17 protein-coding genes are annotated in these 24,032 nt (G+C 66.0%); 13 read left to right on the top strand and 4 right to left on the bottom strand.

Features of this window, described 5'->3' with window-relative positions:
• Together FRC98_RS06135 and FRC98_RS06130 are read left to right on the top strand one after the other, a co-directional pair.
• On the top strand, nucleotides 1–3,207 hold the full coding sequence (locus FRC98_RS06135; RefSeq protein ID WP_146980400.1) for a VWA domain-containing protein: 3,207 nt from the start codon (nucleotides 1–3) through the stop codon (nucleotides 3,205–3,207).
• Entirely contained in the window at nucleotides 3,207–5,807 is a 2,601-nt protein-coding gene (locus FRC98_RS06130; protein ID WP_146980399.1) for a BatD family protein, read from the top strand. Before FRC98_RS06135 ends, FRC98_RS06130 begins: the two co-directional genes overlap by 1 nt.
• Before the next feature lie 290 nt (nucleotides 5,808–6,097).
• Here FRC98_RS06130 and FRC98_RS06125 read toward each other — a convergent pair whose 3' ends face one another.
• From FRC98_RS06125 to FRC98_RS06115, 3 genes are all read right to left on the bottom strand, one after another.
• Nucleotides 6,098–7,336 (bottom strand): flotillin family protein, encoded by a 1,239-nt coding sequence (locus FRC98_RS06125; protein ID WP_146980398.1) that lies wholly within the window; start codon nucleotides 7,334–7,336, stop codon nucleotides 6,098–6,100.
• 51 nt (nucleotides 7,337–7,387) lie between these two features.
• Nucleotides 7,388–8,815: a flotillin family protein gene (locus tag FRC98_RS06120; RefSeq protein WP_146980397.1), complete on the bottom strand. Its 1,428-nt coding sequence runs from the start codon at nucleotides 8,813–8,815 to the stop codon at nucleotides 7,388–7,390.
• A gap of 80 nt (nucleotides 8,816–8,895) precedes the next feature.
• Nucleotides 8,896–9,555 carry a hypothetical protein gene (locus FRC98_RS06115; RefSeq protein ID WP_146980396.1) on the bottom strand — a complete coding sequence of 220 codons (660 nt, stop codon included), beginning with the start codon at nucleotides 9,553–9,555 and terminating at the stop codon, nucleotides 8,896–8,898.
• A gap of 320 nt (nucleotides 9,556–9,875) precedes the next feature.
• On the opposite strand from FRC98_RS06115, the gene FRC98_RS06110 reads away from it, so the two are divergent.
• The 7 genes from FRC98_RS06110 to FRC98_RS06080 all read left to right on the top strand — a co-directional run bounded on the left by FRC98_RS06110 (nucleotide 9,876) and on the right by FRC98_RS06080 (nucleotide 17,703).
• Nucleotides 9,876–10,106 carry a hypothetical protein gene (locus FRC98_RS06110; protein ID WP_146980395.1) on the top strand — a complete coding sequence of 77 codons (231 nt, stop codon included), beginning with the start codon at nucleotides 9,876–9,878 and terminating at the stop codon, nucleotides 10,104–10,106.
• A gap of 134 nt (nucleotides 10,107–10,240) precedes the next feature.
• The gene (locus tag FRC98_RS06105) at nucleotides 10,241–11,929 is read left to right on the top strand and encodes a ribonuclease J (protein WP_146980394.1); all 1,689 of its coding nucleotides are present in this window, start codon (nucleotides 10,241–10,243) and stop codon (nucleotides 11,927–11,929) included.
• Nucleotides 11,930–11,953: 24 nt separating this feature from the next.
• The gene (locus FRC98_RS06100) at nucleotides 11,954–13,948 is read left to right on the top strand and encodes a TrkH family potassium uptake protein (protein WP_146980393.1); all 1,995 of its coding nucleotides are present in this window, start codon (nucleotides 11,954–11,956) and stop codon (nucleotides 13,946–13,948) included.
• A gap of 50 nt (nucleotides 13,949–13,998) precedes the next feature.
• Nucleotides 13,999–14,664, top strand: coding sequence for a potassium channel family protein (locus FRC98_RS06095; RefSeq protein ID WP_146980392.1), 666 nt, complete (start codon nucleotides 13,999–14,001; stop codon nucleotides 14,662–14,664).
• Between the two features lie 3 nt (nucleotides 14,665–14,667).
• The gene (locus FRC98_RS06090) at nucleotides 14,668–15,606 is read left to right on the top strand and encodes a HAMP domain-containing protein (protein ID WP_146980391.1); all 939 of its coding nucleotides are present in this window, start codon (nucleotides 14,668–14,670) and stop codon (nucleotides 15,604–15,606) included.
• 72 nt (nucleotides 15,607–15,678) lie between these two features.
• A complete protein-coding gene (locus tag FRC98_RS06085; protein ID WP_146980390.1) occupies nucleotides 15,679–16,758 on the top strand; it encodes a mannose-1-phosphate guanylyltransferase in 1,080 nt (359 codons plus the stop codon).
• 21 nt (nucleotides 16,759–16,779) lie between these two features.
• Nucleotides 16,780–17,703 carry a cation diffusion facilitator family transporter gene (locus tag FRC98_RS06080; RefSeq protein WP_146980389.1) on the top strand — a complete coding sequence of 308 codons (924 nt, stop codon included), beginning with the start codon at nucleotides 16,780–16,782 and terminating at the stop codon, nucleotides 17,701–17,703.
• 20 nt (nucleotides 17,704–17,723) lie between these two features.
• Here the strand turns inward: FRC98_RS06080 and FRC98_RS06075 are convergent, their stop codons facing one another.
• Nucleotides 17,724–19,727 (bottom strand): hypothetical protein, encoded by a 2,004-nt coding sequence (locus FRC98_RS06075; RefSeq protein WP_146980388.1) that lies wholly within the window; start codon nucleotides 19,725–19,727, stop codon nucleotides 17,724–17,726.
• Nucleotides 19,728–19,980: 253 nt separating this feature from the next.
• Here FRC98_RS06075 and FRC98_RS06070 point away from each other — a divergent pair, with 253 nt between their 5' ends.
• The 4 genes from FRC98_RS06070 to FRC98_RS06055 are packed head-to-tail and all read left to right on the top strand — an operon-like array spanning nucleotide 19,981 to nucleotide 23,916.
• Nucleotides 19,981–20,961 carry a DUF3108 domain-containing protein gene (locus FRC98_RS06070; protein ID WP_146980387.1) on the top strand — a complete coding sequence of 327 codons (981 nt, stop codon included), beginning with the start codon at nucleotides 19,981–19,983 and terminating at the stop codon, nucleotides 20,959–20,961.
• Entirely contained in the window at nucleotides 20,958–21,908 is a 951-nt protein-coding gene (locus tag FRC98_RS06065; protein WP_230467325.1) for a S66 peptidase family protein, read from the top strand. Before FRC98_RS06070 ends, FRC98_RS06065 begins: the two co-directional genes overlap by 4 nt.
• A 21-nt stretch (nucleotides 21,909–21,929) precedes the next feature.
• Nucleotides 21,930–23,099 carry a serine hydrolase domain-containing protein gene (locus tag FRC98_RS06060; RefSeq protein ID WP_146980385.1) on the top strand — a complete coding sequence of 390 codons (1,170 nt, stop codon included), beginning with the start codon at nucleotides 21,930–21,932 and terminating at the stop codon, nucleotides 23,097–23,099.
• A 25-nt stretch (nucleotides 23,100–23,124) separates the two neighbouring features.
• Nucleotides 23,125–23,916: an inositol monophosphatase family protein gene (locus FRC98_RS06055; protein WP_146980384.1), complete on the top strand. Its 792-nt coding sequence runs from the start codon at nucleotides 23,125–23,127 to the stop codon at nucleotides 23,914–23,916.
• Nucleotides 23,917–24,032 lie beyond the last annotated feature (116 nt).

The following is a 24,032-nucleotide window of genomic DNA, read 5'->3' as shown; positions in this document are numbered from 1 at the left end:
ATGGTGTTCGCAAAGACCGACAACCTCTACTGGCTGGCCCTGCTCCTTCCCCTGGCGGTGGCCTGGGTCAGCTACGAAGTCTGGCGCCGCGGGGTGATTCGCCGCCTGGGCGACCTTCCGCTGATCGAGGCGATGACCGCCTCGTTCAATCCCACCCGCAAGCTCGCTGCGCGCATCTGCCAGCTCACCGCCCTGGTGCTCCTGGCCATCGCCCTGGCCCAGCCGCAGTGGGGCATCAGCGACGCGCCCTCCTCGCGCGAGGGCCTCGATGTGGTCTTCGCCATGGACCTCTCCCGCTCCATGCTCGCGGAAGATGTCGCGCCCAACCGCCTGGAGGCCGCCAACCGCGAAATCCAGACCTTCATGACGCGTCTGGCCGGCGACCGGGTGGGGCTTGTGATCTTCACCTCCCTCTCCTTTCCGCAGGCCCCGCTGACCACCGACTACGCCGCCATCAACTTCTTTTTGCGCCGCGTGCACCCCGAACAAATCCCGGTGGGCGGCACCTCACTGGGGGCCGCGCTGGTCGACGCCATCGAACTTCTCACCGGACGCGCCGAAGACCCGGAAGCCGAGGGCGCGATGGCCCGCTCTCCCAACCAGGTCATCGTGCTCATCACCGACGGCGAAGATCACGAATCCGACCCGATGGCCGCCGCCCGGCGTGCCAGGGAGCTGGGCATCCGCGTGGTCACTGTGGGCGTGGGCAGCACCGAGGGCGCGCGCGTGCCCGTCTTCGACCAGTACGGCAGCCGCCGCGGCTACCTGCGCGATCGCGATGGCGAGTACGTCGTCAGCACTCTGGACGACGCGATGCTCAAAAAGATCGCTCAGACCACCGGCGGCACCTACATCCACTTCGACCGCCCCGGTGCCGTCTCCAACGCGCTGGTGGGCTTTCTCGACCAGCTCGAACGCACGCAGTTTGAAGACCAACTTCGCGAGCGCTACATCGACCGTTTTATGATCTTCCTCGTCCCGGCCTTTTTGCTCACCCTGCTCTCGATCTTCCTGGGGCAACGCGTGCTGCCGACCGTCGGCGCAGGCTCCCCGGGAGGGCGTCTGGGCGCTCGCGTACGCGCCATCCTCGGACTCTCCCTCATCACACTCCTTCTCGGCGCCTCCGGCTGCGAACCCCCGCCTCGCCCCGACGCCGCCATCGAAGAGGCCAACCAGCTCATCGACCAGGGGGAGTTCCAGCAGGCCCTCGATCTCATGGAGCCCCTGGCCTCGACCTACGACGACCGTCCCGAGTTTCATTACAACCGCGGCCGCGCCCTGCTCGGCCTGGAAGATTTTGAAGGCGCCCGCGAGGCCTTCGCCCGCGCGCTCACCGTCGATGATCCGGAGTTTCGCGCTGCCATCTTGTACAACCTGGGCTTAAGCCTGGCCGGCCTGGAAGAATGGCGCGAAGCCCACGACGCCTTCCGCCAGGGCCTCAAGCTCTTCGCCACCGTCGAAGAGCCCGAGGATCCGGAGCTTGGCGAGGCGCTGCGCCACAACCTGGAGGTCGCGCTGCGCGCGCTCTACCCGCCCTGCGCGACCTTTGAAGATGAGCTTGAGCCCAACGACGACCCTCAAAACGCCCACACCCTCGAAGAGCCCACACTTAAAGACCTCACCCTCTGTGGTGAGAACATCGATCTTTTTAAGATCGACGCCGTCCCGGGCAGCTTGCTGGGCGTGAGCGCGACCTTCAAAGAAGTTCGCGAAGAGCCCGACCCCGAGCGGGTCTTTCTGACCGAGCCGGGCGCGCTGCGCCTGAGCATCCTCGCGCCCGACGGCCAGACGGTGCTCGCCATCGACGAGGGCCTCGACGATGACGACGAGGCCCTGCGCGGCCAGAACGCCCGTGGCGAGGTGGAGCGCGCCATTGAGGAGATCGTGCTCAGCCAACAACTTCTGGGAAGCCCCCGGGCCGCGCCGGTCTTCATCGCCGTGGAGACCGACCCGGGCCTGGAGTTCGCCTACGAGCTCGACGTGCACTTTGTGCCCCCCTGTGAGGCGCTGCAGGAAGAGTCCGAGCCCAACAACTCCGCCGGCGCCGCCGCGCGTCTGGAGGGCAACGAGCATCAACTTCAGCTCTGCAAGGGCGACGAGGACTGGTTCACCTTCAAGATCGATAACGCCGAGACCCTTTTTGTCGATCTTCAACCGCAGCCCGACCTGGAGTCCGAAGATCCGCCGCAGCTCACGCTCGAAGTTCGGAACGCGGCCTCCGGCGAGCTTCTGGCCCGCGGGCTCCCGGCCGGAAACCGCCTCAGCGCGGGCATCCCGGAGCTTGGCGAGGTGGATGAGGTGATCGTGGCCATCACCGGCGTGGATGAGGCGCAGCAGGGCCCCTACACGCTCAACTTCTTTCCCTTTGCGGCCTGCCCCTCCGGCAACGACGCGCACTGGCCCAACAACAGCCCCGATGAGCCGGCGACTTTGAGCGAAGAGCAGCAGGAGGTGCGCTACGCCCGCATCTGCCCCGATGAGGCCGACTTCTTCAGCGTGCCCGTCCCCGAAGATGAGCCGCTGCAGTGGGGCATCTCCAGCATCCCGCAAGAGGCCTGGAAGCTCGACGCTGACCCGGCCTCCGAGCTCCCCTACGGCCCCTTTCCCACCCACACGCTGTCTCACGTGGATCCGGTGATCGGCGAAGACCTCATGGTGGCGGAGCGCCCCGAGAGCGCGCCGTCTGCCCCGGCTGCCGCCGCAAACTCGCCAGGCAACACCGACGCCGAAAACACACCTCCTGCGCTCGCTGCGCTTACCCTGGATCAGGGCTTCGCCATCGAAGATCTCGATGACGAACGCGCCGTCCTCAAGGTCACTGGCGAGCCGGGTTTCTACCATCTGCAAAACCTCAATGGCGGAGGTTCGGGCGGGTCCGATTCGCAAGATCAGCAGGAACAGCAAGACCAGCAGCAAAATCAGGATCAGCAAGAAGATCAGCAGGAGAGCGATGATCAGCAGCAGCAAGATCCTCAAGAGCAAGAAGATGGCGAGCAGCAGCAAGACGAGAGCGAGGCCCCACAAAACGAAGAGCAAGCCTCCGAAGAGCCGCAGGAGGCTCAGCCCCAGCCCTCCGAAGAGCCCACCGATGAGGAGCGGCAAGAGCTGATGGAGATCCTGCGCGCGCTCGAAGAGAGCGACGACAACTTCCAGCTCAAGAAATCCCTGCAAGACGTGCCTCGCCGCCACATTGAGAAGGACTGGTGATGGGCAGCTCAACCACGACACGATCCTCGCTACTCGCCACGGTATCCGCCCTCTGTGCGACGCTCCTGACGCTCTTCGCCGTTGAGGCCCGCGCGCAGCAAGACGTCGAGATCACGGTGAGCGCCTCGCCCAAAGTCGTCGCCCCGGGTCAGGTGGTGGAGTACCAGCTGGAAGCGCGCGTCGGGGGTAATTACGACATTCGCGTGGAGCGCGACCCCCGCTTTGGCCCCTTTCGCCTGGTGGGTGCGGGGAGCGCCCCCTCGATGATCAACCGCAACGGGCAGATCGAGCGCTCGCTCAAGGTGCGCTACCAGCTGCGCGCCCCTCAGGAGCACGAGATCTACACCATTGAGCCGCCGCGGCTGCGCGTGGGCACGCGCTCCTTTACCCCCAACCCGGTCAGCGTGCGGGTGACCGCCCCCGACCAGGTCCCCGAGCCGAGCACGCCCGAGGGGGCCCGCAATGGCGTGGCCTTTCTCGACGTGACGGTGGAGCCGGCGGACCGCGATCCTTATCTGGGTGAGCAGGTCACGCTCACCTACGAGCTCTACACCAACGCCCGCAGCCGCGGGCTTCGCGCCTCACCGCCGGATGAGCCGGCATTGAACGACTTCTGGGTCGAAGATTTGAGCGATGTCGTGGTGCGCCAGCGACGCATCACACGTCTGCAAGGCCACGACTGGAACGTCAGCGGCGTGCGCGGCTACGCGCTCTTTCCGCTCAAAGCCGGCGAGCTCACCGTGGAGGCGATGCGCCTTCCGCTGCAGCGCGCCTCGCTCTTCGGGCCGAGCTCCCAGATTGAGATCGAGGCCGAGGCGGTGACGTTGCGCGTGCAGGAGCTTCCCGACGGCGCGCCGGCAGGCTTTGATCGCAACAATGTGGGGCAGTGGTCGATGACTTCTCAACTCGACTCCAAAAGCGCGCGCGTTGGCGGCACGCTCCACTACACGCTTCGCATCACCGGGGTTGGCCGCGCCGCCCGCCTGAAAATCCCCACCTTAAGCGACACCGAGGCCTACCGGGTCATCGCCACCAGCGACGAGCCGCAACAGATTCGCCAGGGCACGCGCATCCACGGCACCCGCGAGGTGCGCTTTACCCTGATGCCCCTGCAGGAGGGCACGCTGACGCTTCCGGAGCTCTCCTTCGACTACTTTGATCCGGAGGAAGGCGCCTACAAGGTCGCCCGCGTCGAGGCGCGCACGATCCACGTGGAGCCGGGCACGTTGCCCGAGAACCTGGATGAGGCGCCGGTCGATGAGGTGCATCGCGGCGAGTCGGGGCAGTCGGAGTTCGATCTTCTGGAGCTGGCCGAGCCGAAGTTGACGGGGGATCTGGGGCCGGCGCGGGCGCCGTCGGGGACCATCCCCTGGTGGCTCTGGCTGCTGCCCCTTCTGGGGCTGGGCGCGCTGGCGATGGAGCGCCCGCTGCGCGGCGCGCTCGCTAAAAAGCTGGGCCCGGCCCGCGCGCGCCGCGCGCTGCGCCAGGAGCTCGACGCGCTCCTTGAGCAGGCCCGCCAGGCCGAGGGACGCGCCCGCGACGAGGCGCTCTTGCGCGCGCTGGCGCTGGTGCTGGAGCGGGGATTCGGCGTGCAGACCGGCGCGCTCACCGCCGCCGAGGTGCAGCGCGAGCTGAGCACCCGCGCGCTCTCGGAGGAGCTTGTCACAAAAGTCGCAGATCTCGTCGCTGAGCTCACCCGGGGGCGTTACGCGCCGGGAGCGGGCTCCGCAGAGACGCTGATGGAGCGCGCCTCCGCGCTCATCGCGACGCTTTTTGAGGAGGCGCACAGTACGGACGATCCGCGCTCCAGGAGCGCGCGTGCGAGCCGCACAGCCCTTTTGATCGCCGGCGGGGCTGTGGGCCTTTGCGCGGCGCTGGGAAGCCCTGGCGAGGCCCAGGCGCAGGCACAGAACATCGCGGAGGAGGCCGCCCGGAGCTGGGAGGCGGGAGCATTTGAGGAGGCGTCTCGGAGCTGGGAGGTGGCCGCCGACCCACACAACGACGCGACCCTCTGGTACAACGCCGGAAGCGCCGCGCTTCGCGCCGGCGATCTGGGCCGCGCCCGCCTCTTCCTGGAGCGCGCCGCCCTCACCCACGCCCACCACCCCGATGTGGCCGCCAACCTGCAGACCACCGTCAACTTGGTGAGCCTTAACGACGCCAACGCCGCGCGTTTTGGGGCGCAGAGCCCGGTGGTCGCCCGCGCGCTGCGCAGCGGTCCCTGGGTGGCGCTTGGCCTTGTGTGGCTTGCGTTTGCGCTCGCCATGATCCGCCGCTTAAGCGGGCGCCCCTCGGAAAGCGTGGTGCGCGCCGCCGTGATCGCCGCGCTGGTGCTGGGCCTCTTAAACGCCACGCTGCACCTGGGCATCGCGCAGATCTCCGGCCCCGAGCAGCTGGGCGTGGTGCTTCAAGAGAGCGAGCTTCGCGTAGCCCCCTCCGAACATGCCGGCGCCCACAGCGGACACCCTCAACTCGCCGCCGGCGCCGTCGTCGACAGAAAGCGCACCCGCGAGGGCTGGGTGGAGGTTGTTTTGCCCACCGGCGACGTGGGCTGGCTCCCCGCCTCCCGGGTCGAGGCCGTGCAACGCTCCGGCGACTAAGCCTCACAGCTCCCCCGAAGCCTCACGCGTGCACGGGCCGCATCCCCTTGCGCCATGCGCCCCGGCGCGCTCGAGGCCACACCAGACTACCCCGCCGCATCCGCGCGTCCTGCCGACCCTCAGCCGCTTACGATGGCCCGGGTGAACGTCCGACTTTCGGCGACCGCGCCCTCCCCTTCCATCGCGTTTCTGGCCCTACTCCACCACAAAAAAAGCCGCGCCCTGTTGAGGGGCGCGGCTTTTTTTTCACTTCCGCATCCGCTTCCCAGAAGAGAAGCGGACGCGTTGCATCATTTGGATTCCTGCATCGCCGCAAGGCCCTGAAGCATACGCGGCAGATCCATCCCGAGGGTCTGCTTGATCTGCTCCGAGCCGCTGGCCGCCTTCATCGGGGCAGTGCCGTGGCGGTCGACCTCCTGCATCTGCGAGTCGATGACGGTGATCTTGTCGATCTTGATCTCCTGCACCGTCGAGAGCATCGAGTCGAGGATCGTATCAAACTGCTGCAAGAGGAAGATGGGGCGGGCGGAGTCGCCGGCGCTCTTCCAGGTGTCGATGAGCTCGCGAAGCGCGACCACGTTGGCCTTCCCGTCCTCAATGAAGGAAGCGGCGTTGGCCTTGGCCTGGGCCTCAAGCTCCGACTTACGGGCCTGGGCGGGCTGAATCAGGTCGGCGGCGAGCTGGCGCTTGACCTGCTCCAGACGCGCGCGCTGCACGTCGAGGTTGGCGCGGGCCTTGGCGACCATCGCACCGACCTTCGCGCGCTCCTCAGCCACCATCGCCTCGCCACGGGTCTGCGCGTCGATGACGCGACGCTCGGCTTCGGCCTTGGCGATCTCCATCTGCGCGTTGACCTTGGCGGTGGCGCGCTTTTGCTGGTTCTCAGCGTCGAGCACGCTGGCCTCGGCGCGGTTGAGCGCCTCGGCGATGCGGCTCTCCATCAGGAGCGTCGCCGACTGCTGACGACCGATCGAGTCGAGGTAGCCCTGATCATCGCTGACGTGCTGGATGTTGAGCGTATCGAGCTCAAGACCGATGCGCGTCAGATCATGCTCGGCCTCCTCGGAGAGCGACTGCGCGAACTTGATGCGATCGTCGTTGACCTCTTCCGGCGTCAGCGTGGCGAGCACGCCGCGCAGGTTACCTTCGAGGGTTTCTTTGGCGATCTGAATGATCTGCTGGCGCGACATACCCAGAAAACGCTCGACGGCGTTGTCGATCAGCGGCGAACGGCTACCCACTTTGACGTTAGCCACGCCTTTCACACTCAGCGGGATACCACCTTTGGAGTAGGCGTTGGTCACGTGCAGGTCGATGACCATGTTGGTCACATCGAGCCTGTCGACGCGGTGAAAGAGCGGATTTCGAATCTTACGACCGCTGTGCACGATCGTGTAGCCGGGGGCTTTTTTCTCCCCTGCAAAGACCAGCACCTCGTTGGGCTGGCAGACTTCAATCAGGTGGGTCGCCGCGATCACTGCGATCACGACAAGGACCAGGATGACACCGAAGAGAGCGAAGATTCCCATAATTTCTCCTGTGGTGAAGCGTAGGTCACCGAAAAGCGTTCAACGTGGTGCTCAGGCCTTTTCGGTGGGGCCGTCGCGTTCTTCGCCAAGTTTCGGGATGGAGTGCTGGGTGGTGGGGCGCTTGGAGAAACCCTCACCCGACTCCCGAGCTTCCGAGAGCCGACGTCCCAGCGATGCGGGGGCGGAGGCGGACTTGCCACCGCCGGAACCCTCGGTCATGCCACCGCCGCCGGTGAGCACCGCCTCGATGTCGATGCCCACGGTCTCGCGCATCTCTTTGAAGAGCCCGCTGACGATGCCCGGGAAGCTGCTCACGTAGTTGGGGAGCGCCTTGCCGTTGCCGCTGTCGATGAGCGCAACCTCGCGCACCTCGACCTGGCGCGCGGCGTCAGCCACGCGTTTCATCACCGACTCCATACGCTGGAGGATGAAGACGTCCATCGCCGCATCGCCGGCGTCGACCCAGACCTCGGTCATCATGCGCAGGACCTCGGCCATGGCGCGGCCGCGCTCGGCGATCTCGGCGGCCTCACCGGCGGCGGTCAGCTCGCGGGCGACCTTATCGGCCTCGGCGGGGATGACGACGTCGGCCTGCAGGCGCAACTTCTCAAGCTCGGTACGAACCTGCTGAAGTTCCTGCTCGGCCTCAGCGCGGGCGGTCATCGCCCGGGCGGTGGCGCGCTCTTCTTCGGAGCGAGCGCGCAGCTCCAGGTCGGCCTGAAGCTCACGCAGGGCATTCTGCACGCGCTGGATCTGCGCCTGAGCGTTGCGGCGCGCAACCTCACCGCGGCCCTGGGCCTCGGCTTCCGACTCTTCGGCGGTCTTTACCGCGTTGGACTCGGCGACCTCGGCAACTTTGAGGATCTCGGCGATGCGCCGGCGACCGATGGAGTCGAGGTAGTCGCGATCATCGGCCACGTTCTGGATCTTCAGCGTGTCCAGGTGCAGGCCGAGCTTCTCAAGGTCGGGCTCGGCCTCGCGGGCGAGCTGGTCGGCGAAGAGCAGGCGGTTCTCGTTGACCTGCTCCGGGGTCAGCGTGGCGAGCACGCCGCGGAGGTTACCCTCCAGGGTCTCCTGAGCGACGCGCATGATCTCGTTGCGACCGCGCCCCAGAAAACGCTCGACGGCGTTGTGGATCGAGCGCTCATCGCTGTCGATCTTCACGTTGGCTACCGCCTGAAGGGTCAGCGGGATACCACCGCGGGAGTACGCCCCGGTGATGCTGATATGCACCGGCATCACCGTCAGGTCGAGGCGTTCGACCTTCTCGAAGAAGGGGTTAAAGAGGCGACGGCCGCCGGCCAACACCTCGTAGCCCCGCACCGAGCCGTCGGCCAGGCGGTAATCCTTACCCGAGAAGATCAGCACCTCATTGGGCCGACACACCCTCAGGAAATAGCGGTAGGCCCAGATCAACGCCGAGACGGCGATGAACCCGAAGAACCCTAAAAAGATGGTCGTAATGACGATACCTTCCATACCCTCTATCCCTTACGTTGATGAACCCGGGGCTGCGCAACCGGCGCAGGCCACAGCTTCATAATGGTCGCCGAGGTGCCTTAACTCTGCCGTCGTTCTTCGAGCGCGCGCATATCGACCACGCGCGCCACGCCGTCTTCAATCCCGAGGACGAAGCAGGACTCATTTAAGTCGAGCACCACACCCTCATCCTCGGTCACCGCCATCACATCCATGCTGCGCCCGCCGATGGTCACGCGAACTTTACCTCGCTGGCCCTTCTTCACCGGAAGCAGCACCCGGGCGGTGGTCCCCACAAAATCATCATCGTTGGTGGCCCGCCCGCCCTCGCTGAGGCCGCCTAAGTAGAGCACGTAGGCAACGGCCAGGCCGGCGCCCAGGCCCATCAAGGCCGAGAGCCCGGCGGCCAGCGCACCGCTGGCAAGCCCCAGCACCGTGAGCAGCGTGCCGGTCAGCCCGAAGAAGGCCATCGAATAGGTATAAAACTTAAAGCTTCGCAGCGGCCGAAAGCGCCGCCCGTGCCCGGTCTCAAAATCTTTGTCGGCGTCGCCATCAAAGTCCTTATCGACTTCAAATTCTTTATCGATCTCAAACTCTTTATCGATCTCAAACTCTTTATCGAGATCGAAGTCCCCCTCCCCGTCGGCTTCCAGATCGGCGTCGGATCCCAGCCCGGCGAAGACGGTCATCGCCACGAAGAGGCCCCCGAAGACCAGACAGAATACGTAGAGTGCCAGCATAGACGACCTGTCATCGGGCTCGCTGACCGGATGGCGAGATGAAACTCTCCCCATCATCCAGACATTCAACGAGCCCACGGACAAAAGTGGTGGACATGGATTAACGCGTGCGCAGCCTTTGATAGCGCGCAACGCCCAAGCGATCAAGGCGACTGCCGGCGAGTCGAGTTTTCGTCCGGCCTTTTAATGATGTGGAATACCTGCTAGAGTTCAGGGCGTTAACGGTGACGAAAATACTGAGTTCTTACGGCATGACCGGGCCCCTCACACATCTCACGTTGAAGCTTCTCGTTGGCGCCCTGGCGTTTGCGAGCGCTCTTTTGTTGACGCCTCGCGCGCTGGTCGACAGCGCCACCGGTGCCGACGACGACAGCGCCGAGATCTCTGTGCAGCTTCTGGAACGCCCCGAAGATTGCCTCTGGTGTTCTCCGCCCCCGGCCCACGAGCGATGCGACGATGCAAACGCCGCCGACGGTCACTGGCTTCATCCCGATGAAGCCCCCCCCGGAGAGTGTGACGATCGCGCTCCGGCGACGCGTCCCGGCGCCTGAACACCCCGATATGACCTTCCCGACGTGATACTTTTGAATCACCCCATTTAAAACCGACAGTCAGGGCCCTGATCCTTGTCACGCGCCGGATGCGCTGTGGCCAGGGCCGACGTACACCTGTATGAAGAGGATTCATGAGCGAAAACAACCTGCTACCCGCCCCGCCCAAAAAAGACTACCTGCGCTACATTCCGCTCGGTGGTCTGGATGAGGTTGGTATGAACTGCTCGATCATCGAGTGCAACGGCTCGATGCTGATGATCGACTGCGGCATCACCTTCCCCGAGACCGGCGACTTCGGCGTCGACATCGTGCTCCCGGACTGGAGCTACGTGCTCGACAACCTCGATAAGCTCGACGGTATCCTGCTGACCCACGGTCACGAGGACCACATCGGCGGCGCGCCCTTCTTCCTTCAGGAAGTCGATGTGCCCGTCTACAGCGGGCGGCTTACCCTGGGGATGCTTAACCGCAAGCTGCAGTCGCACGGGCTGGGCAACCAGGTGGACCTGATCGAAGTGGAGCCTGGCGAGCAGCTGGAGATCGGCCCCTTTGTGGCGGAGTTTGTGCACATCAACCACTCGGTGCCCAACGCCATGGCGATTGCGCTGCATACCCCGATGGGGACCGCGCTCTTTACCGGCGACTGGAAGATCGACCAGACTCCGATGTACGAGCCGATGACCGACCTCCCGCGCCTTGCGGCGCTGGGTGATCAGGGCGTGCTCGCGCTCTTTGGCGACAGCACCAACTCGGAAGTTCCGGGCTTCACGCGCAGCGAGCGCGCCGTCTTCCAGGGCTTCTCGGAGGTCTTCGAAAACGCGCCGGGGCGCCTCATTGTGGCGCAGTTCTCCAGTAACCTTCACCGCGTCGCGGGCCTGCTGGAGCTGGCCTACCGCCACAAGCGCAAGGCCGTGCTCATGGGTACAAGCCTTGTCAAAAACTCCAACATCGCCCGCGACTTAGGGTTCTTGCCCTTCCCTCCCGAAGATGTGCTCATCAACCCGGAGGAGATGGACAAGTATCCGGACAAGCGCATCCTGATCATCTCCACGGGCAGCCAGGCCGAGCCGCGCTCCTCGCTGGCGCGCATGGCCTTCGGGGATCATCGCCACGTGGAAGTGCAAGAGGGCGACACCATCGTGCTCAGCGCGCGTCAGATCCCGGGCAATGAGTACGGCATCAACTCGATGGTCAACGCGCTTTATAAGCGCGGCGCCACCATCATCACGGCCGACGACAAGGTCATCCACGGCTCGGGCCACGCCAAGCAGGAAGAGCTCAAGCTGATGCTCAACCTCACTCGCCCCACCCACCTGATCCCGGTCCATGGCGAGTACCGCATGCGTAAAGGGCACGCGCGTCTGGGCTCGGAAGTGGGCGTGGAGAACACCCACCTGATCGAGAACGGCGACTGCCTGCAGATCACCGATAAGGGTGCCGAAGTCATCGGTCGCGTGCATCACGGGCGTATGCTGGTCGACGGTCGCAACGTGGGCGACACCGAGGACTTCCAGCTGCGCGATCGTCGCAAGCTGGCCAGCGCCGGCATCGTGATGGCGATGGGTATCCTCGATCGCGAGTCGGGCTCGCTGGTCGCGCCTCCCACCGTTCTTCAGCGCGGGGTGGTCAACACCACCGAGAGTGATGAGTTGTTGGAGCAGGCTGCCCAGGCCGCCTGGAACGGCGTCCAGGAGCTCTCCCGGGCGGCGCGCGGTGACATCTCGGAGGTCAAAGAGGCGATTCGCACCCACATTCGCCGCTACATCAGTAAAGAGCTTGGAAGGCGTCCGGTGGTCATTCCGGTGGTGCACGAGCTCTGATGAAGTTGCCTTAAGGCCGCAGCGATGTTGACTCGACCCAACCTGGCCCGCGCGCTTCTGCGCGCGGGCTCACCTGCGTTTGTGCTGGCCTGGGGCACCACTGAGCAACTACCCGACTGGCTGGCAGCCCCGCGCCCCCTCATTCTGGGGGCGTTTATCTGTGCGGCGCTCTGGGTTTTGACCAGTGCGTCGCGCTGGCAACACCCCGCCTGGCGACTGATGTCTCTGGGACTTGTGCTGGTGGGGTTGACCCCCACCCTGCTGGTCTCGGCCACCCGGCCCGGACCGGCTTTTTTGTGGGCCTTGAGTCTTCTGCTGGGAGGGTACTGGTTGCTCTGGCTGCAGGATGGCCAGGTCCCGGCGCGGGGTCGCGGTGCGGCGGGGGCCGTCGGTGCCTCGCTGGGCATGGTCGCCGTCTGGCTCAATGCGGTGCTGGTATCGCCCCCGGAACTTCTGGGCGTGAGCTCGGTGGGACTCTCGATCGTCTTTGCGCTGATCGTGATGACCCACGGCCTGTGGCGCTGCCGTCAGGCCCCCCGCGAGCTGGCGATGCTCGCCAGCGCGCTGGCCCTGGCGGGCCCACTCCCCCTGATGATCGGAGCCAGCGTCGGGCTGACATTGAGCCTGTGGGCGGTGGTCGTGATCCTGCTCGCGGTACGGCTGTGGGTGCTTGATCACCCCGCTTCCGACCCCGAAGCGCACTGGTGGGAGCCTGTCGCCACCAACCCGGCGCGCCTGCTGGCGACGACCTTTTTAATCACCTGCGTCGTCGGAGGGCTTTTCCTCTCGTTGCCTCAGGCAACCTCGCGCCCGATCAGCATCATTGATGCTTTCTTCACCGCGGTCAGCGCCACGTGTGTGACGGGGCTGATTGTGCTCGACACCCCGGTGGACTTCACCGGCGTGGGCCAGCTCACCATCCTGGTGCTCATTCAGATCGGCGGGCTCGGGATCATGACCTTCTCGACGGCGGCGTTTTTGCTGCTGGGGCGCCGGCTGAGCATGCGCCATGAGGGCGCCATCGCCCAGCTGATTGGCGAGCGCGACCGCGGCCAGATCAGCGCGGCGCTCAAGTTGATTTTGTTGATCACGTGTGTGACCGAGCTCATCGGTGCGACGATCCTCTCCGGCCTCTTCTGGCTTGAGGGGTCCCCGCCGGGGCGCGCCATCTGGGAGGGGGTCTTCACCTCGATCTCCGCCTTCTGCAACGCCGGCTTTGCGCTGCGCTCCGATAGCCTGATGAGCGTGCAATCTAACCCGGCGATCCTGATGACGATCGGACTGTTGATTGTGGTCGGGGGGCTGGGGCCGGCGGTCGTCGCCTCGCTGCCGCGCTGGTGGCGAGGTCGCCCTGTCTCGCTGCATGTGCGCGTGGTGATGACGACCTCGCTTTTGCTCTGGCTTTTGCCGGCGGTCTTTTTCTTCTTCTCAGAATCCACCCATAGCTTTGAGGCACTGGGAACGGTCGACCGCGCGTTTAACGCCATCTTCCAGTCCATCACGCTGCGCACCGCGGGCTTTAACTCCGTGGACTTCTCGCTGCTGCACCCGGCCAGCGTGCTGATCATGCTCATGGCGATGTTCATCGGCGGCTCGCCAGGCTCGACCGCCGGCGGCATCAAGACCACCACCATCGCGCTGCTCTTTCTGGTGGTGCGCAGCGCGCTGGCCAACCGCGCGCGCGTCGAAGCCTTCGGGTTTCATATCCCGCAACAGACGATCTTCCGGGCGGCCGCCATCGCCACAGTGGGGGCGATGATCGGGGTGGTGATGACGCTCGCCCTGCTCATCACCCAGCAGATGCCCTTTATGATGGCGATCTTCGAGGCGTTGAGCGCGCTGGGCACCGTGGGGCTGACGATCGGAGGGACGGGCATGCTCGACACCGTGGGCAAAATCATTGTGATGCTCTCGATGTTCATCGGTCGAATTGGCCCGCTGACGCTCTTTCTGCTACTGGCATCGCGCACGCCGAGCTCCGACTGGACGCGCCCCACGCGCACCCTGCCGGTCGGCTAACTGAACCTCCTCTTTTCTGAACCACCTTCCTCACGCGCAGTGGAACTCCCATGGCAAAGCAGGCTCTGATCATCGGGCTGGGGCAATTCGGCATGGCCCTGGCTCGCTCGCTGACCGGCCAGGGCGTCGATGTCCTGGCCGTCGACACCAAAGAGGAGCTCGTGCAGCAGGCCGCAGGCTTTGCGGCCGAGGGCGCCTGCTTTAACGCCATGGACGAAGAGGCCCTGGCGCGGGCCGCCCCCGATCGCCGCGATATCTGCGTCTGCGCCATCGGCGATGAGTCGCGGGAGGGGGCGATCGTGGTCACCGCCCTGCTGCGAAAGATGGGAGCCCCCCGGGTGGTCGCCCGCGCCACCGACGAACTTCTCGAGCGCATCCTCCACCTGGTCGGCGCTCACGAAGTCGTCAACCCGGAGCGGGCCTTCGGTGAGCGACTGGCCACACGCATGCTCTACAGCGGCGTGCTCGAAGAGGTGCCCCTGGGCGAAGATCTTGTGCTCACCGAACTTCGCCCCCCGGAGGGGATGCTCGGCCGCAGCCTCAAAGAGCTGCAGCTTCCCACCCGCGTGGGCGTCAACGTCGTGGCCATTCGCCGCGTGATCGAGGGCCGAGGCATCGTGCAGCTTCCCGAGCCCGACACCGTCTTGCAAACCGACGACATCCTGGTGGTGGTCTCGCGCTCAGACGCCGCTCGCCAGCTCGTCGACTGGATCTAAGTGATGCGCGTTCGTACCGAAATCACCGCGCTGCTCATCGCCCTGCTCTCCCTGCAGATCATGACGTCGCTGGGGGCCATCGGCCTGCTCTCGCGCATGGCGCCGGCCATCGAGCAGATCATCGAGGAGAACTCCTACTCGATCATCGCCGTCGAAGAGATGCTGGTGATTCTGGGGAACACCCCGGTCAACGACGAGGATCTGGAGCGCTTCGATGAGGCGTTTACCCGCGCCAGCACCAACATCACCGAGAGCGAGGAGCGCCCGGCCATCAACACCATCGAGCGCTACCATCAGGCCGCGCTCAGCGGCGATGTGCAGGCGCGCGCCGAGACCACCGCCGCGCTCAGCGAGCTTGCGCGCATCAACCACGCCTCGATGGCGCGCATGGACGAGCGCGCCAAACGCATGGGTATCTCCGGGGCCTGGGCGGCAATGATCCTGGGCGTGATCAGCGTGCTGCTGGGCCTTGTCTTTGCCCGCCGACTGCTACACCGCGTCGTCGAGCCCTCGGAGGACTTTCAGGCCACCGCGCGCGCCTTCGCCAGCGGCGATCTTCTGCGCCGGGTGCACCTCGATGAGCCCCCGCCGGAGTTCAAGGACGCGGCCCGCTGCATGAACACACTCCTCGACGAACATCAACGACTTCGTCACGGGGAGGTACCCAGGCCGGAGGGAGCAAGCGCGGGCACGAAGATGACGCTGGCCGAGGGCGAACGCCGCCTCGCCATCGCCCTGCTCGACGACTACGCCAAACCCTCTGCGCTCCTCGACGCGTCGGGGCGAGTGCTGGCCACGAGCCGCTCCGCACTGGATCTTCCGGCTGAGGCGCGCGCGCAGCTCAAAGAGCTCGACGCCATCGAGGAACAGGAGCGCCTCTGGCGTCGCCGCCAGCTCACCGACGCGCTCTGGCTGGCCACGCTCAAGGGCGCCGAGGCTTGACCTTGATTTATCGGCCCGGATGGCTATCGTGGCCGCCGCTGACCCACCCCGCACGCAGTTCAGGTCTTCCCCATGCTCCCAGTCATCCTCGCCGGCGGCTCCGGCACCCGCTTCTGGCCGCTGAGCCGGCGCGCGCGCCCCAAACAGCTCATTGCCCTCTGGGGCGATCGTCCGATGATCGCCGAGACCTTCGACCGCGTCGCCAGCCTCGACAGTCAGGGCCGCGCGTTGCTGGTGCTGGGACAACATCACGTCGAGCCCACCTCCGAGGCGCTCCGCAGCCTGGGCACCGAAGGACTGGAGCTTGTGGTCGAGCCCCGCGCGCGTAACACCGCGCCGGCCATCGCCCTTGCCGCCGCGCGCGCTGAAGCCATCGCCGGCGATGAGCCCATCGCGATCTTTCCCTCCGACCACTTCATCGGCGGCCAGCAGGCCTTTGAGGCCTGCCTCAAACTCGCCGAAGAGCGCGCGCGCCAGGGCGCCATCGTCACCCTGGGCGTGCCCCCGACGCGCCCGGAGACCGGGTACGGCTACATTGAGAGTGAGGGCTCCATCGACACCGCCCCCGGCCAGGGGCCCATCGCGCTGGCGGTGCGGCGTTTTGTCGAAAAACCCGACCTGGCCACGGCCCGCGAGTATGTGACCTCGGGGCGTTTTGTGTGGAACTCCGGGATGTTTGTGCTGCGCCCCTCCACCCTGTGGTCGGAGCTTGAGCGCCAGCAGCCTGAACTTCTGCGCGCTTTTGAACCGGTGCGACGCAGTGGTGCCAGCGATGTAGCGATCATCGCCGAGGCCTTCGAGAAGGCCGCCTCCATCTCGATCGACTACGCGGTGATGGAAGGCGCGGCGCATGTGGAGGTGATCCCGGCCCTCTTTCGCTGGTCGGACGTGGGGCACTGGGCGGCGCTCGATGAAGTCAGCGCCACTGACACGCAGAACAACGTGGTGCGCGCCGACGCGGTGCTCGACGAGGTCAGAGACTCGGTGGTGCTCAGCGCGGGAAGCGAGCGCCTGATCGCGATGAGCGGCGTCGAGGGGCTTGTGGTTGTGGACACCCCCGACGCGCTTTTGGTGCTGCCGCGCGAGCGCGCCCAGCGGGTGCGCGAGATCGTGGATGCGCTCAAGCGCAACGGTCGCGACGACCTCCTGTAGAGCCTATCGGCCGGAGCGCTCATGTGTGCATCGACGCCAGAGGTCAGTCGCAGCAGCAACCACCGTGCAGTGCGTCGTGTGCTCATCTTCACCCTGGCCGCCAACCTGCTCGTGGCCATGGGCAAGCTCGCCTGGGGCTACCACGCCAGCATCGTGAGCATGCAGGCCGACGGCTTCCACTCCTTTTTTGACGCCCTCTCCAACGTCATCGGTCTTATTGCCCTGGGCATGGCCACGCGCCCCCCGGACCGTGAGCACCCCTACGGTCACCAGAAGCTCGAGGTGGCCGCGAGCATGGCCATCGGCATGATGATCCTGCTGGGACTTCTGGAAGTTGGCCGGGGCGTGTGGGCGGCGGCCACCGGGGCGGCCGAGCCTCAGGTGGGACCGGCCGCGTTCGGGGTCATCGGTGTGGCTATCGCCACGAGTTTTCTGATCAGCTGGTATGAGAAGCGCGCCGCGAAGCGCTACGACTCCATGATCCTGGCCAGCGATGCGGCCCACACCTTCTCCGACGCGCTCGCCGGCATCGCCGTGCTCATCGGGCTTGTGCTGGTGCAGGCGGGCGTCCCCTCCGGTGACATCTTCGCGGCGCTGGCGGTGATGCTCTTTATCGGGATGACCGCCTACCGCGTCTTACGCGACGGAATGGTCGTGCTGGTGGATGCGGCACTGCTCGACGCCGACGCCATCCGCGAAGTCGTCGGCGCCCACCCCGAAGTGCGCTCCTGCCACTACGTGCGCAGCCGCGGGATGCCCGGCGCGGTCCACCTCGACCTGCATGTGACCGTCGACCCCGATATGCGCATGGAGGAGGCCGGTGAGGTGCTTTTACAGCTAAAAGATCGCCTGCACGAACGCTTCCATGAGCTTGAAGACGTCCTCATTCAGCTCGAGCCCCACCACCCGGTGCATTACGAAGACGTGCCCGAAAACCTCGTCTAGCGCGTCTCATTTTTCAGAGCTTATTCGGCGTCGCCGCCCACAAGCTCCAGAAAACGCCCATCAAAGCGCGCCACACGGCGTCCACCGACCAGCCCGCGCAGCGTCTGCAGAGGCTCCGTCACGCTGACGCGCGCCGGCTGCGCCTCTTCGATCAGGCTCACCGTACGCAGCTCCGGCCCCCCCTGGGTGGGGAGCTCAAAGACGAGCGCCTCATCGCCCAGAATCTCGTCGATCACCTCGGCGCGATGCTCCTCCGGCCAGCCCGGCGGCGACTCGATGCGCAGCTGACGGGTGTCCAGATACACCAGGTCGCCGCCCTCGCTGCGCTGGGCTGCGCCCAGCGGCACCAGCAGCTCGTCGAGGATCGCCTCAAGCCACTCGCGGAACTTCGGACCGTGGTAGGTGTCCATAAAGAAGCTCGCGCGCTGGTAGGGCAGATACACCGTGGAGTGCTGATGCTCGAGCACCATTCCCAGCTGGCTGAACATCGTCGCCGCCGCCGTGCACTGCAGCATCTCGACGAGCGAATCCAGGGTGTACCAGCGCTCCGGCTCCAGCAGGCTCACAAGGTCGAGCCAGGTCATCTTCAGGGCGATGCCAAAACCCATGACCAGCCCGGCCTCAAAGATGACCGCGTCCATGGAGCCCTCGCCATTGGCGCGCAACCAACCGCCACCGGTCTCGTGGGTGGGCACGCCCGAGTAGGTCATCCAGCGCGGCACCATCTCGTCATTTTGCTTGAGCATGTAGATGGCGTCGCGCCTCCAGAAGTCGTCCAGGCCGATGGCCTCCGACATCAACCGGTCGGCGCGCTCCCCGGAGTAGCCAATGACCCACTCCAGCAGAAGTTCGCGGGCAAAGCGGCGACGGGGCACGTCGAGCATCAGGTCGAACTCCACGCCCCGCTCCAGGCGACCCTTTTTGGCCTGGAAGATGCGCGCCTCGGTCGCCAGGCTCACCACCGCCTCCCAGTTCAGCGGGGCCTCGGTGATGGCGTTGAGGCGCTCGACACTGGCCGCGTTGAGAAGCCCGCCCTTGCTCAGCGTGAGCGGCTCGCGGTCGAGCTCCAGCGCCAGCCATTTGAGCACGGCCTGCAGGTCGACCGGCGCCGGCGTGATGGCGCGACGCGCGCCCTGGTCGCTTAAGTCGTAAAAACTCTGGGCGACCCAGTCGAAGAGCCAGCGCCTGCCCAGCGTCCACAGCTCGCGCCAGAGCTCCTCGGGCACGGCGACCATGGGCACGTGCAGCACCGGATCGTCGAATCGAAAGAGCACCCCGGCGTGCAGAAGATGCTCGGCCACATCCTGCTGATGCTGCCGGTCCTGGGTGCGCATCAGCGGCACGATCTTCTCATCGGGGGCCTCCCCCCAGGTCGGGTCGAGATCATAGCCGTAGATCTGCTGCCAGTAACACACCCCGCCGAGCTCCAGGACCATCATCGCGTCGCCGATCCAGTCCTGGTTAGGGAGCGACTCGACCATCTGCGCGACCGTATCGGGCTGCTCAAAAGCCTCGGCCAGGCGCAGCACGCGCTCCGCCCGCGAGCCCTCCGAGCTCACCCCGTAGAGCGCCTCCAGGCGAGTGATCTCGGCGTCATCGACCCGGCCCAGGAGCATGATGAGCGAGGGGCGCTGGCCCTGGATGCGCCTGGCGAGCATCGCGGCGATCGCGCCGGGGACCACCGCCCAGAGGCCACCCTCGTCGGTACGACGCGTTTTGGCGATGCCCAGGCGCTGCAATATCTGCCGGGAGCGAATCGTCGCCCAGCCGATCGAAAGCCCGATATCATGCTCGAGCACCAGCTCTTCGAGCACCCGCCAGGCGGTGCCGGCGGGCACCTGCTCCTCGACCACTGCGGCGAACTTCTCCGGGTCTTCGAGCCAGACCGAGGCGATGGCCTCCGGGGTGTTTTCATCGACGCCGTAGATCTCAGCCATACGCGTGCGCTGGCGTGAGCTAAACTCCCCCAGGTGCGCCTCCAGGCGCTGGCGATGTGTGACGACGTATTCTTGAGGCTCGCTCATTCGCTCTTCCAGATGTGTCGGGGGGCCTGCCCCCTGCAGCGGGGCGAACCCACGCCCCTATCATGATGTCGTAGGGCCGACAACCCGGCGACCGGCCCTGTCAGGCGCTCGCCAGACACCGACCTCCTCGCCAACTCGCCACACCGAGCGCTGTCTGTGCCTTCTGCCGTGACGAGCTTTGATGAAGAAATGAACCGCTGCGACGTCTGAGTTATGGTAATGGCGCTGTCCCTCCTCATCCCCGGCTCCTGTGATGAACGCTTCTACGCATCGAATTCATGTCCGCCTGGCCCTCATTGCGCTGGCGACGGTGGCGCTCATCGCCTGGGCGCCGCGTTCGGCCGAGGCACAACGCCCGACCAAAGTGACGCCATCCCAGCGAGTCGAGCAAGTCGAGCAAGTCGAGCGCGCCGAGCTTCGAGCCTCGTTGCAAGAGCCCCGCGTCGAGCTCGCCGCGCCCCCGGCACAGACGCGACCCCGGGAGTTTCGCTGGCAGCAGGAGGAGCTCTTCTACTCGGTGCGCGTCAACGACGCCGAGGCCATGCGTGCCGGCCTGCGCACTGGCGAGGTCCGCCGCCACCAGGGTCGAAACTACGTGCCGCTGAGTGGAACAGCGCAGTCCCGCGGCTTCTTTCACGCGGTCTACCCGCTGCACGACCGGGCCAACACCTACCTCGACCCGGTCACGATGCGACCGCTGCGCACCGAGAAACACTTTGAGGAGCGCGGCCAGAGCCGCGTCTACAACGTCGACTACCGCCACCCCGGCTTTGAGGCGCGGGTGGAGCGCCTGCGCGAAGATCGGCGCCTGCGCTTTCGGGCCACCATCCCCGACACCACCCACGATATGCTCACCTGGCTCTACGAGCTTCGCGGCCAGGGGGAACTTGAGCTCGGCGACACCTTTGAGTTCTACATCTACGACGGCTGGCTCTTAAGCCGGCTCGATGTCCGGGTGGCCGCCCGCGAAGACATCCTCACCCCGTTGGGCTGGTTTCATACCTACCGCCTCGACTTCGCGCGCCATATCATGGACGCTGAGCACGGCGGCGTGGACGCCGAGCGTGGCGAGGTGGCCCCGCCTTCGGTCTCCCTGCGCGAATCTTCGCGACACACCGGCAGCCTCTGGCTGAGCCGCGACGCCAACTTCATTCCGGTCCGCGTCACCATAAACACCCCTCTGGGGGCCGGCGAGGCCGTTTTGATTCACTACAAACCGGGAACCGGCGCGTGACCTCATCGCACTCTGCTCCATCGGACTCACATCTCATTCAACCCGCCCCGCTGCGCCCCGGCGATCGCGTGCACGTGGTCAGCCCGGCCGGCCCGGTGGTGCCTGAACTTCTCGAAGAGGGCCTGGCCACCCTGCGCGCCTGGGAGCTCGATGTTGTGGTCGATGAGGCGGTGTACGCTCGCCGCCCCGGCGCCGATTATCTGGCCGGCGAAGACCAGGCGCGCGCGGCGGCCTTTCTCAACGCCTGGCGCGATCCTCAATGCCGCGCGCTCTTTTGTTCGCGCGGCGGGTTCGGGTCGCAGCGCATGTTGCCGCTGCTCAACGATCTCGATGTGCGCGCACAACCCCGCCACCTCGTGGGCTTTAGCGACATCACCGCGCTGCACCTGCACCTGGCGGGAAACTTAAGGCTTCAGACCTGGCATGGTCCGGTGGTCAAAAGTTTTGCGCTGCATCGCGACGATCCTCAAGACTCCGTCGAGCATCTGCGCGCACTGCTCTTTGGCGAAAAGGAGCGCACCTGGAGCATTGAGGGGTTGCGCACGCTGCGGCCGGGCCGCGCGCAGGGCCGACTTCTGGGCGGCAACCTCTGCGTGCTCGTGCACCAGCTCGCCACCGACTTCTGCCCCTCACTTCACGACGCGATCCTCGTGGTCGAAGATGTTGGGGAGGTCGACTACCGCATCGACCGCCTCTTTACGGCCCTGCGTCACTCGCTCAAAGGCCAGCGGCTCGCCGGGTTGGTGCTGGGCGACTTCAGCGACGCGGCCGGCGTCTACGTCGACGAGCAGGGCACTGACGCGTTTCTGGCCATGCTCGCCAGGGAGTTTAAGTGCCCGGTGGTCGCCGGCGCGCCGGTCGGCCACCGAAGCCCCAACCTGACGCTTCCCATGGGAGCTCCGGCCGAGCTTAACGCCGACCAGGGCCGCCTTACCCTGCTGACCTGACTATGAGCGCAGCCCCGCACTATGACTCAACTTCTCCTCGATCCGCAGCGCATCGACCGGGCGCTTGAGCGCGCGCTGGCGCCCTCGCTCGACGCCATCGGCACCACCCACACCTGCAGCGCCATCCAGGCGGCCGTGGGCACCCTCGATGGCCAGCGCTACCACCGGGCCATCGGCCGCACCTCCTTTGAGCCTGGCGCGCTTTCTGTGTCGCCCGAGACCCCCTTTGATATCGCCAGCGTCACCAAGGCGCTCGTCGGCGCCACGCTTGCGATGCAGGCCATCGACCGCGGGCTGGCCGACTGGCACGCGCCACTTTGCGAGCTTTTTGCGCCCTGGCGTCAGCACCCCGACCCGCGCGCCGCACAGGTCACTTTTTTGCAACTTCTCAACCACACCAGCGGCCTGCCCGCCTGGCATAAGTACTACCTCGAATACCCCCTTAGCCCCTCGCCCAAACGCGCGGAGCACACGCGCCGAGACGTGGTAGCGCGCATCTGCCAGACCCCACTCTGCGGCGATCCGGGGGGCATCTACGCTTACTCCGACCTGGGGTACATACTGCTGGCGAGCGTGCTGGAAGCCATCTTTGAAAAACCTCTGGCCGAGGTTGCGCGCGCGCAGATCTTTTTGCCGCTTCAGCTGCAGCACACCGACTACGTCTGGGCGGCGCGCGGCGATACGCCACTCACCGGCGCAGCGGCAACCGAGCGGTGCGAGCTTCGCGGCGGCGTGGTGAAAGGCAGCGTCCACGATGAGAACACCGAGATCATCGGTGGCGTCTCCTGCCACGCCGGCGTCTTCTCCACCGCCGACGATCTTCTACGATTTGGTCTGCACCTGCTGGCCATCGACCATGGCGAGGAGGTCGACGCCGCGCTCGTCTCCCGCGAGACGCTGCACTTTGCCTGGTCGGAGCAGGCGGCGATGGCCGGCGGCAACCACCGCGGCGGCTGGGACACCCCCAGCGGCGCGACGTCCAGCGCCGGCCGCGGCTTTTTGCCAGCCACGACCGTGGGTCACCTGGGCTTTACCGGAACCTCTCTGTGGCTAGAACGAGAGAAAGGCGTGGTCAGCGTGCTGCTCACAAACCGTGTCTACCCCACCCGGGAGAACGCCCGCATCAAGGCGGCCCGCATCGACTTCCAGGAGGCGGTGCTGCCGCCCTCCCCCCTTGCCCAGAACCCCTGAATCTCATTCTTATTGAGGAGCCCCGATGACCTACCACCACGAGCTACGCGTCGCCGAATCGATCGCGCGCCAGGCCGGCCGCCACATCCTGCGCGAGCGCGCCAAAAACATGGAGGTCTCACTCAAGGCCCCCAACGATCTTGTGACCAACGTCGATCGCAGCACCGAGCGCCTCATCACTGCGGCCATCCGCGAGCACTTCCCCGACGATGATATTCTTGGCGAGGAGTACGGCGACCATCAGGGCGACTCGCCAAAGGTCGGCGCGCAGCGGCGCTGGCTCATCGATCCCATCGACGGGACCGTGAACTTCACGATGGGCATCCCGCTCTACTGCGTCTCAATCGCGTTGCAGGTCGACGGGCACACGGTCGTCGGAGTGATCTATGAGCCCAACCGCGACGAGCTCTTCAGCGCCCGCGATGGCAAGCCCGCCACGCTCAACGGAGCGCCTATTGAGGTGAGCGACTGCCCGAAGATCGCCAACGCCGTGCTCGTCACCGGCTTTCCCTCCGGGCGCGGCGAGGAGTTTGAGCAGGCGCTGGAGCAGTTCATCAACCTCACGCGTACGAGTCGCGGGGTGCGGCGACTGGGCTCGGCGGCCATTGACCTGGCCTATGTGGCCTGCGGGCGCATCGACGCCTTCTGGGAGTTCGGGCTGAGCCCCTGGGACACCGGCGCGGGCTACCTGATCGTGGCCCAGGCCGGTGGTCAGGTCAGCGCCCTCGACGGCTCGCCCTACCACGTCGAAGGTCGCAGCATTCTGGCGAGCAACGGCGCGCTGCACGCCGAGTTGATCGAGGCGCTCAAGCTCTAAGCCGGCCCCCTGCCCTTTTGTTCGCCCTGCGGCTGTGGCACAACCTAAAGGGCGCGCCGCCGCGGTGCGTACGCCCCCGGTCGAAGCCGTCGTCCCCGTTGTAGTCAGGTCTTAGG

Source organism: Lujinxingia vulgaris, assembly GCF_007997015.1.
Taxonomy (GTDB): domain Bacteria; phylum Myxococcota_A; class Bradymonadia; order Bradymonadales; family Bradymonadaceae; genus Lujinxingia; species Lujinxingia vulgaris.
This window is presented reverse-complemented; position numbering and strand designations above follow the sequence as displayed.

Bases quoted from the DNA above. Each gene is read 5' to 3' on its own strand.
- FRC98_RS06095 (WP_146980392.1), top strand. From the start codon at position 13,999: ATGGCAAAGCAGGCTCTGATCATCGGGCTGGGGCAATTCGGCATGGCC.
- FRC98_RS06090 (WP_146980391.1), top strand. From the start codon at position 14,668: ATGCGCGTTCGTACCGAAATCACCGCGCTGCTCATCGCCCTGCTCTCC.
- FRC98_RS06080 (WP_146980389.1), top strand. From the start codon at position 16,780: ATGTGTGCATCGACGCCAGAGGTCAGTCGCAGCAGCAACCACCGTGCA.
- FRC98_RS06100 (WP_146980393.1), top strand. From the start codon at position 11,954: ATGTTGACTCGACCCAACCTGGCCCGCGCGCTTCTGCGCGCGGGCTCA.
- FRC98_RS06075 (WP_146980388.1), bottom strand. From the start codon at position 19,727: ATGAGCGAGCCTCAAGAATACGTCGTCACACATCGCCAGCGCCTGGAG.
- FRC98_RS06135 (WP_146980400.1), top strand. From the start codon at position 1: ATGGTGTTCGCAAAGACCGACAACCTCTACTGGCTGGCCCTGCTCCTT.
- FRC98_RS06060 (WP_146980385.1), top strand. From the start codon at position 21,930: ATGACTCAACTTCTCCTCGATCCGCAGCGCATCGACCGGGCGCTTGAG.
- FRC98_RS06130 (WP_146980399.1), top strand. From the start codon at position 3,207: ATGGGCAGCTCAACCACGACACGATCCTCGCTACTCGCCACGGTATCC.
- FRC98_RS06085 (WP_146980390.1), top strand. From the start codon at position 15,679: ATGCTCCCAGTCATCCTCGCCGGCGGCTCCGGCACCCGCTTCTGGCCG.
- FRC98_RS06125 (WP_146980398.1), bottom strand. From the start codon at position 7,336: ATGGGAATCTTCGCTCTCTTCGGTGTCATCCTGGTCCTTGTCGTGATC.
- FRC98_RS06070 (WP_146980387.1), top strand. From the start codon at position 19,981: ATGAACGCTTCTACGCATCGAATTCATGTCCGCCTGGCCCTCATTGCG.
- FRC98_RS06055 (WP_146980384.1), top strand. From the start codon at position 23,125: ATGACCTACCACCACGAGCTACGCGTCGCCGAATCGATCGCGCGCCAG.
- FRC98_RS06120 (WP_146980397.1), bottom strand. From the start codon at position 8,815: ATGGAAGGTATCGTCATTACGACCATCTTTTTAGGGTTCTTCGGGTTC.
- FRC98_RS06105 (WP_146980394.1), top strand. From the start codon at position 10,241: ATGAGCGAAAACAACCTGCTACCCGCCCCGCCCAAAAAAGACTACCTG.
- FRC98_RS06115 (WP_146980396.1), bottom strand. From the start codon at position 9,555: ATGCTGGCACTCTACGTATTCTGTCTGGTCTTCGGGGGCCTCTTCGTG.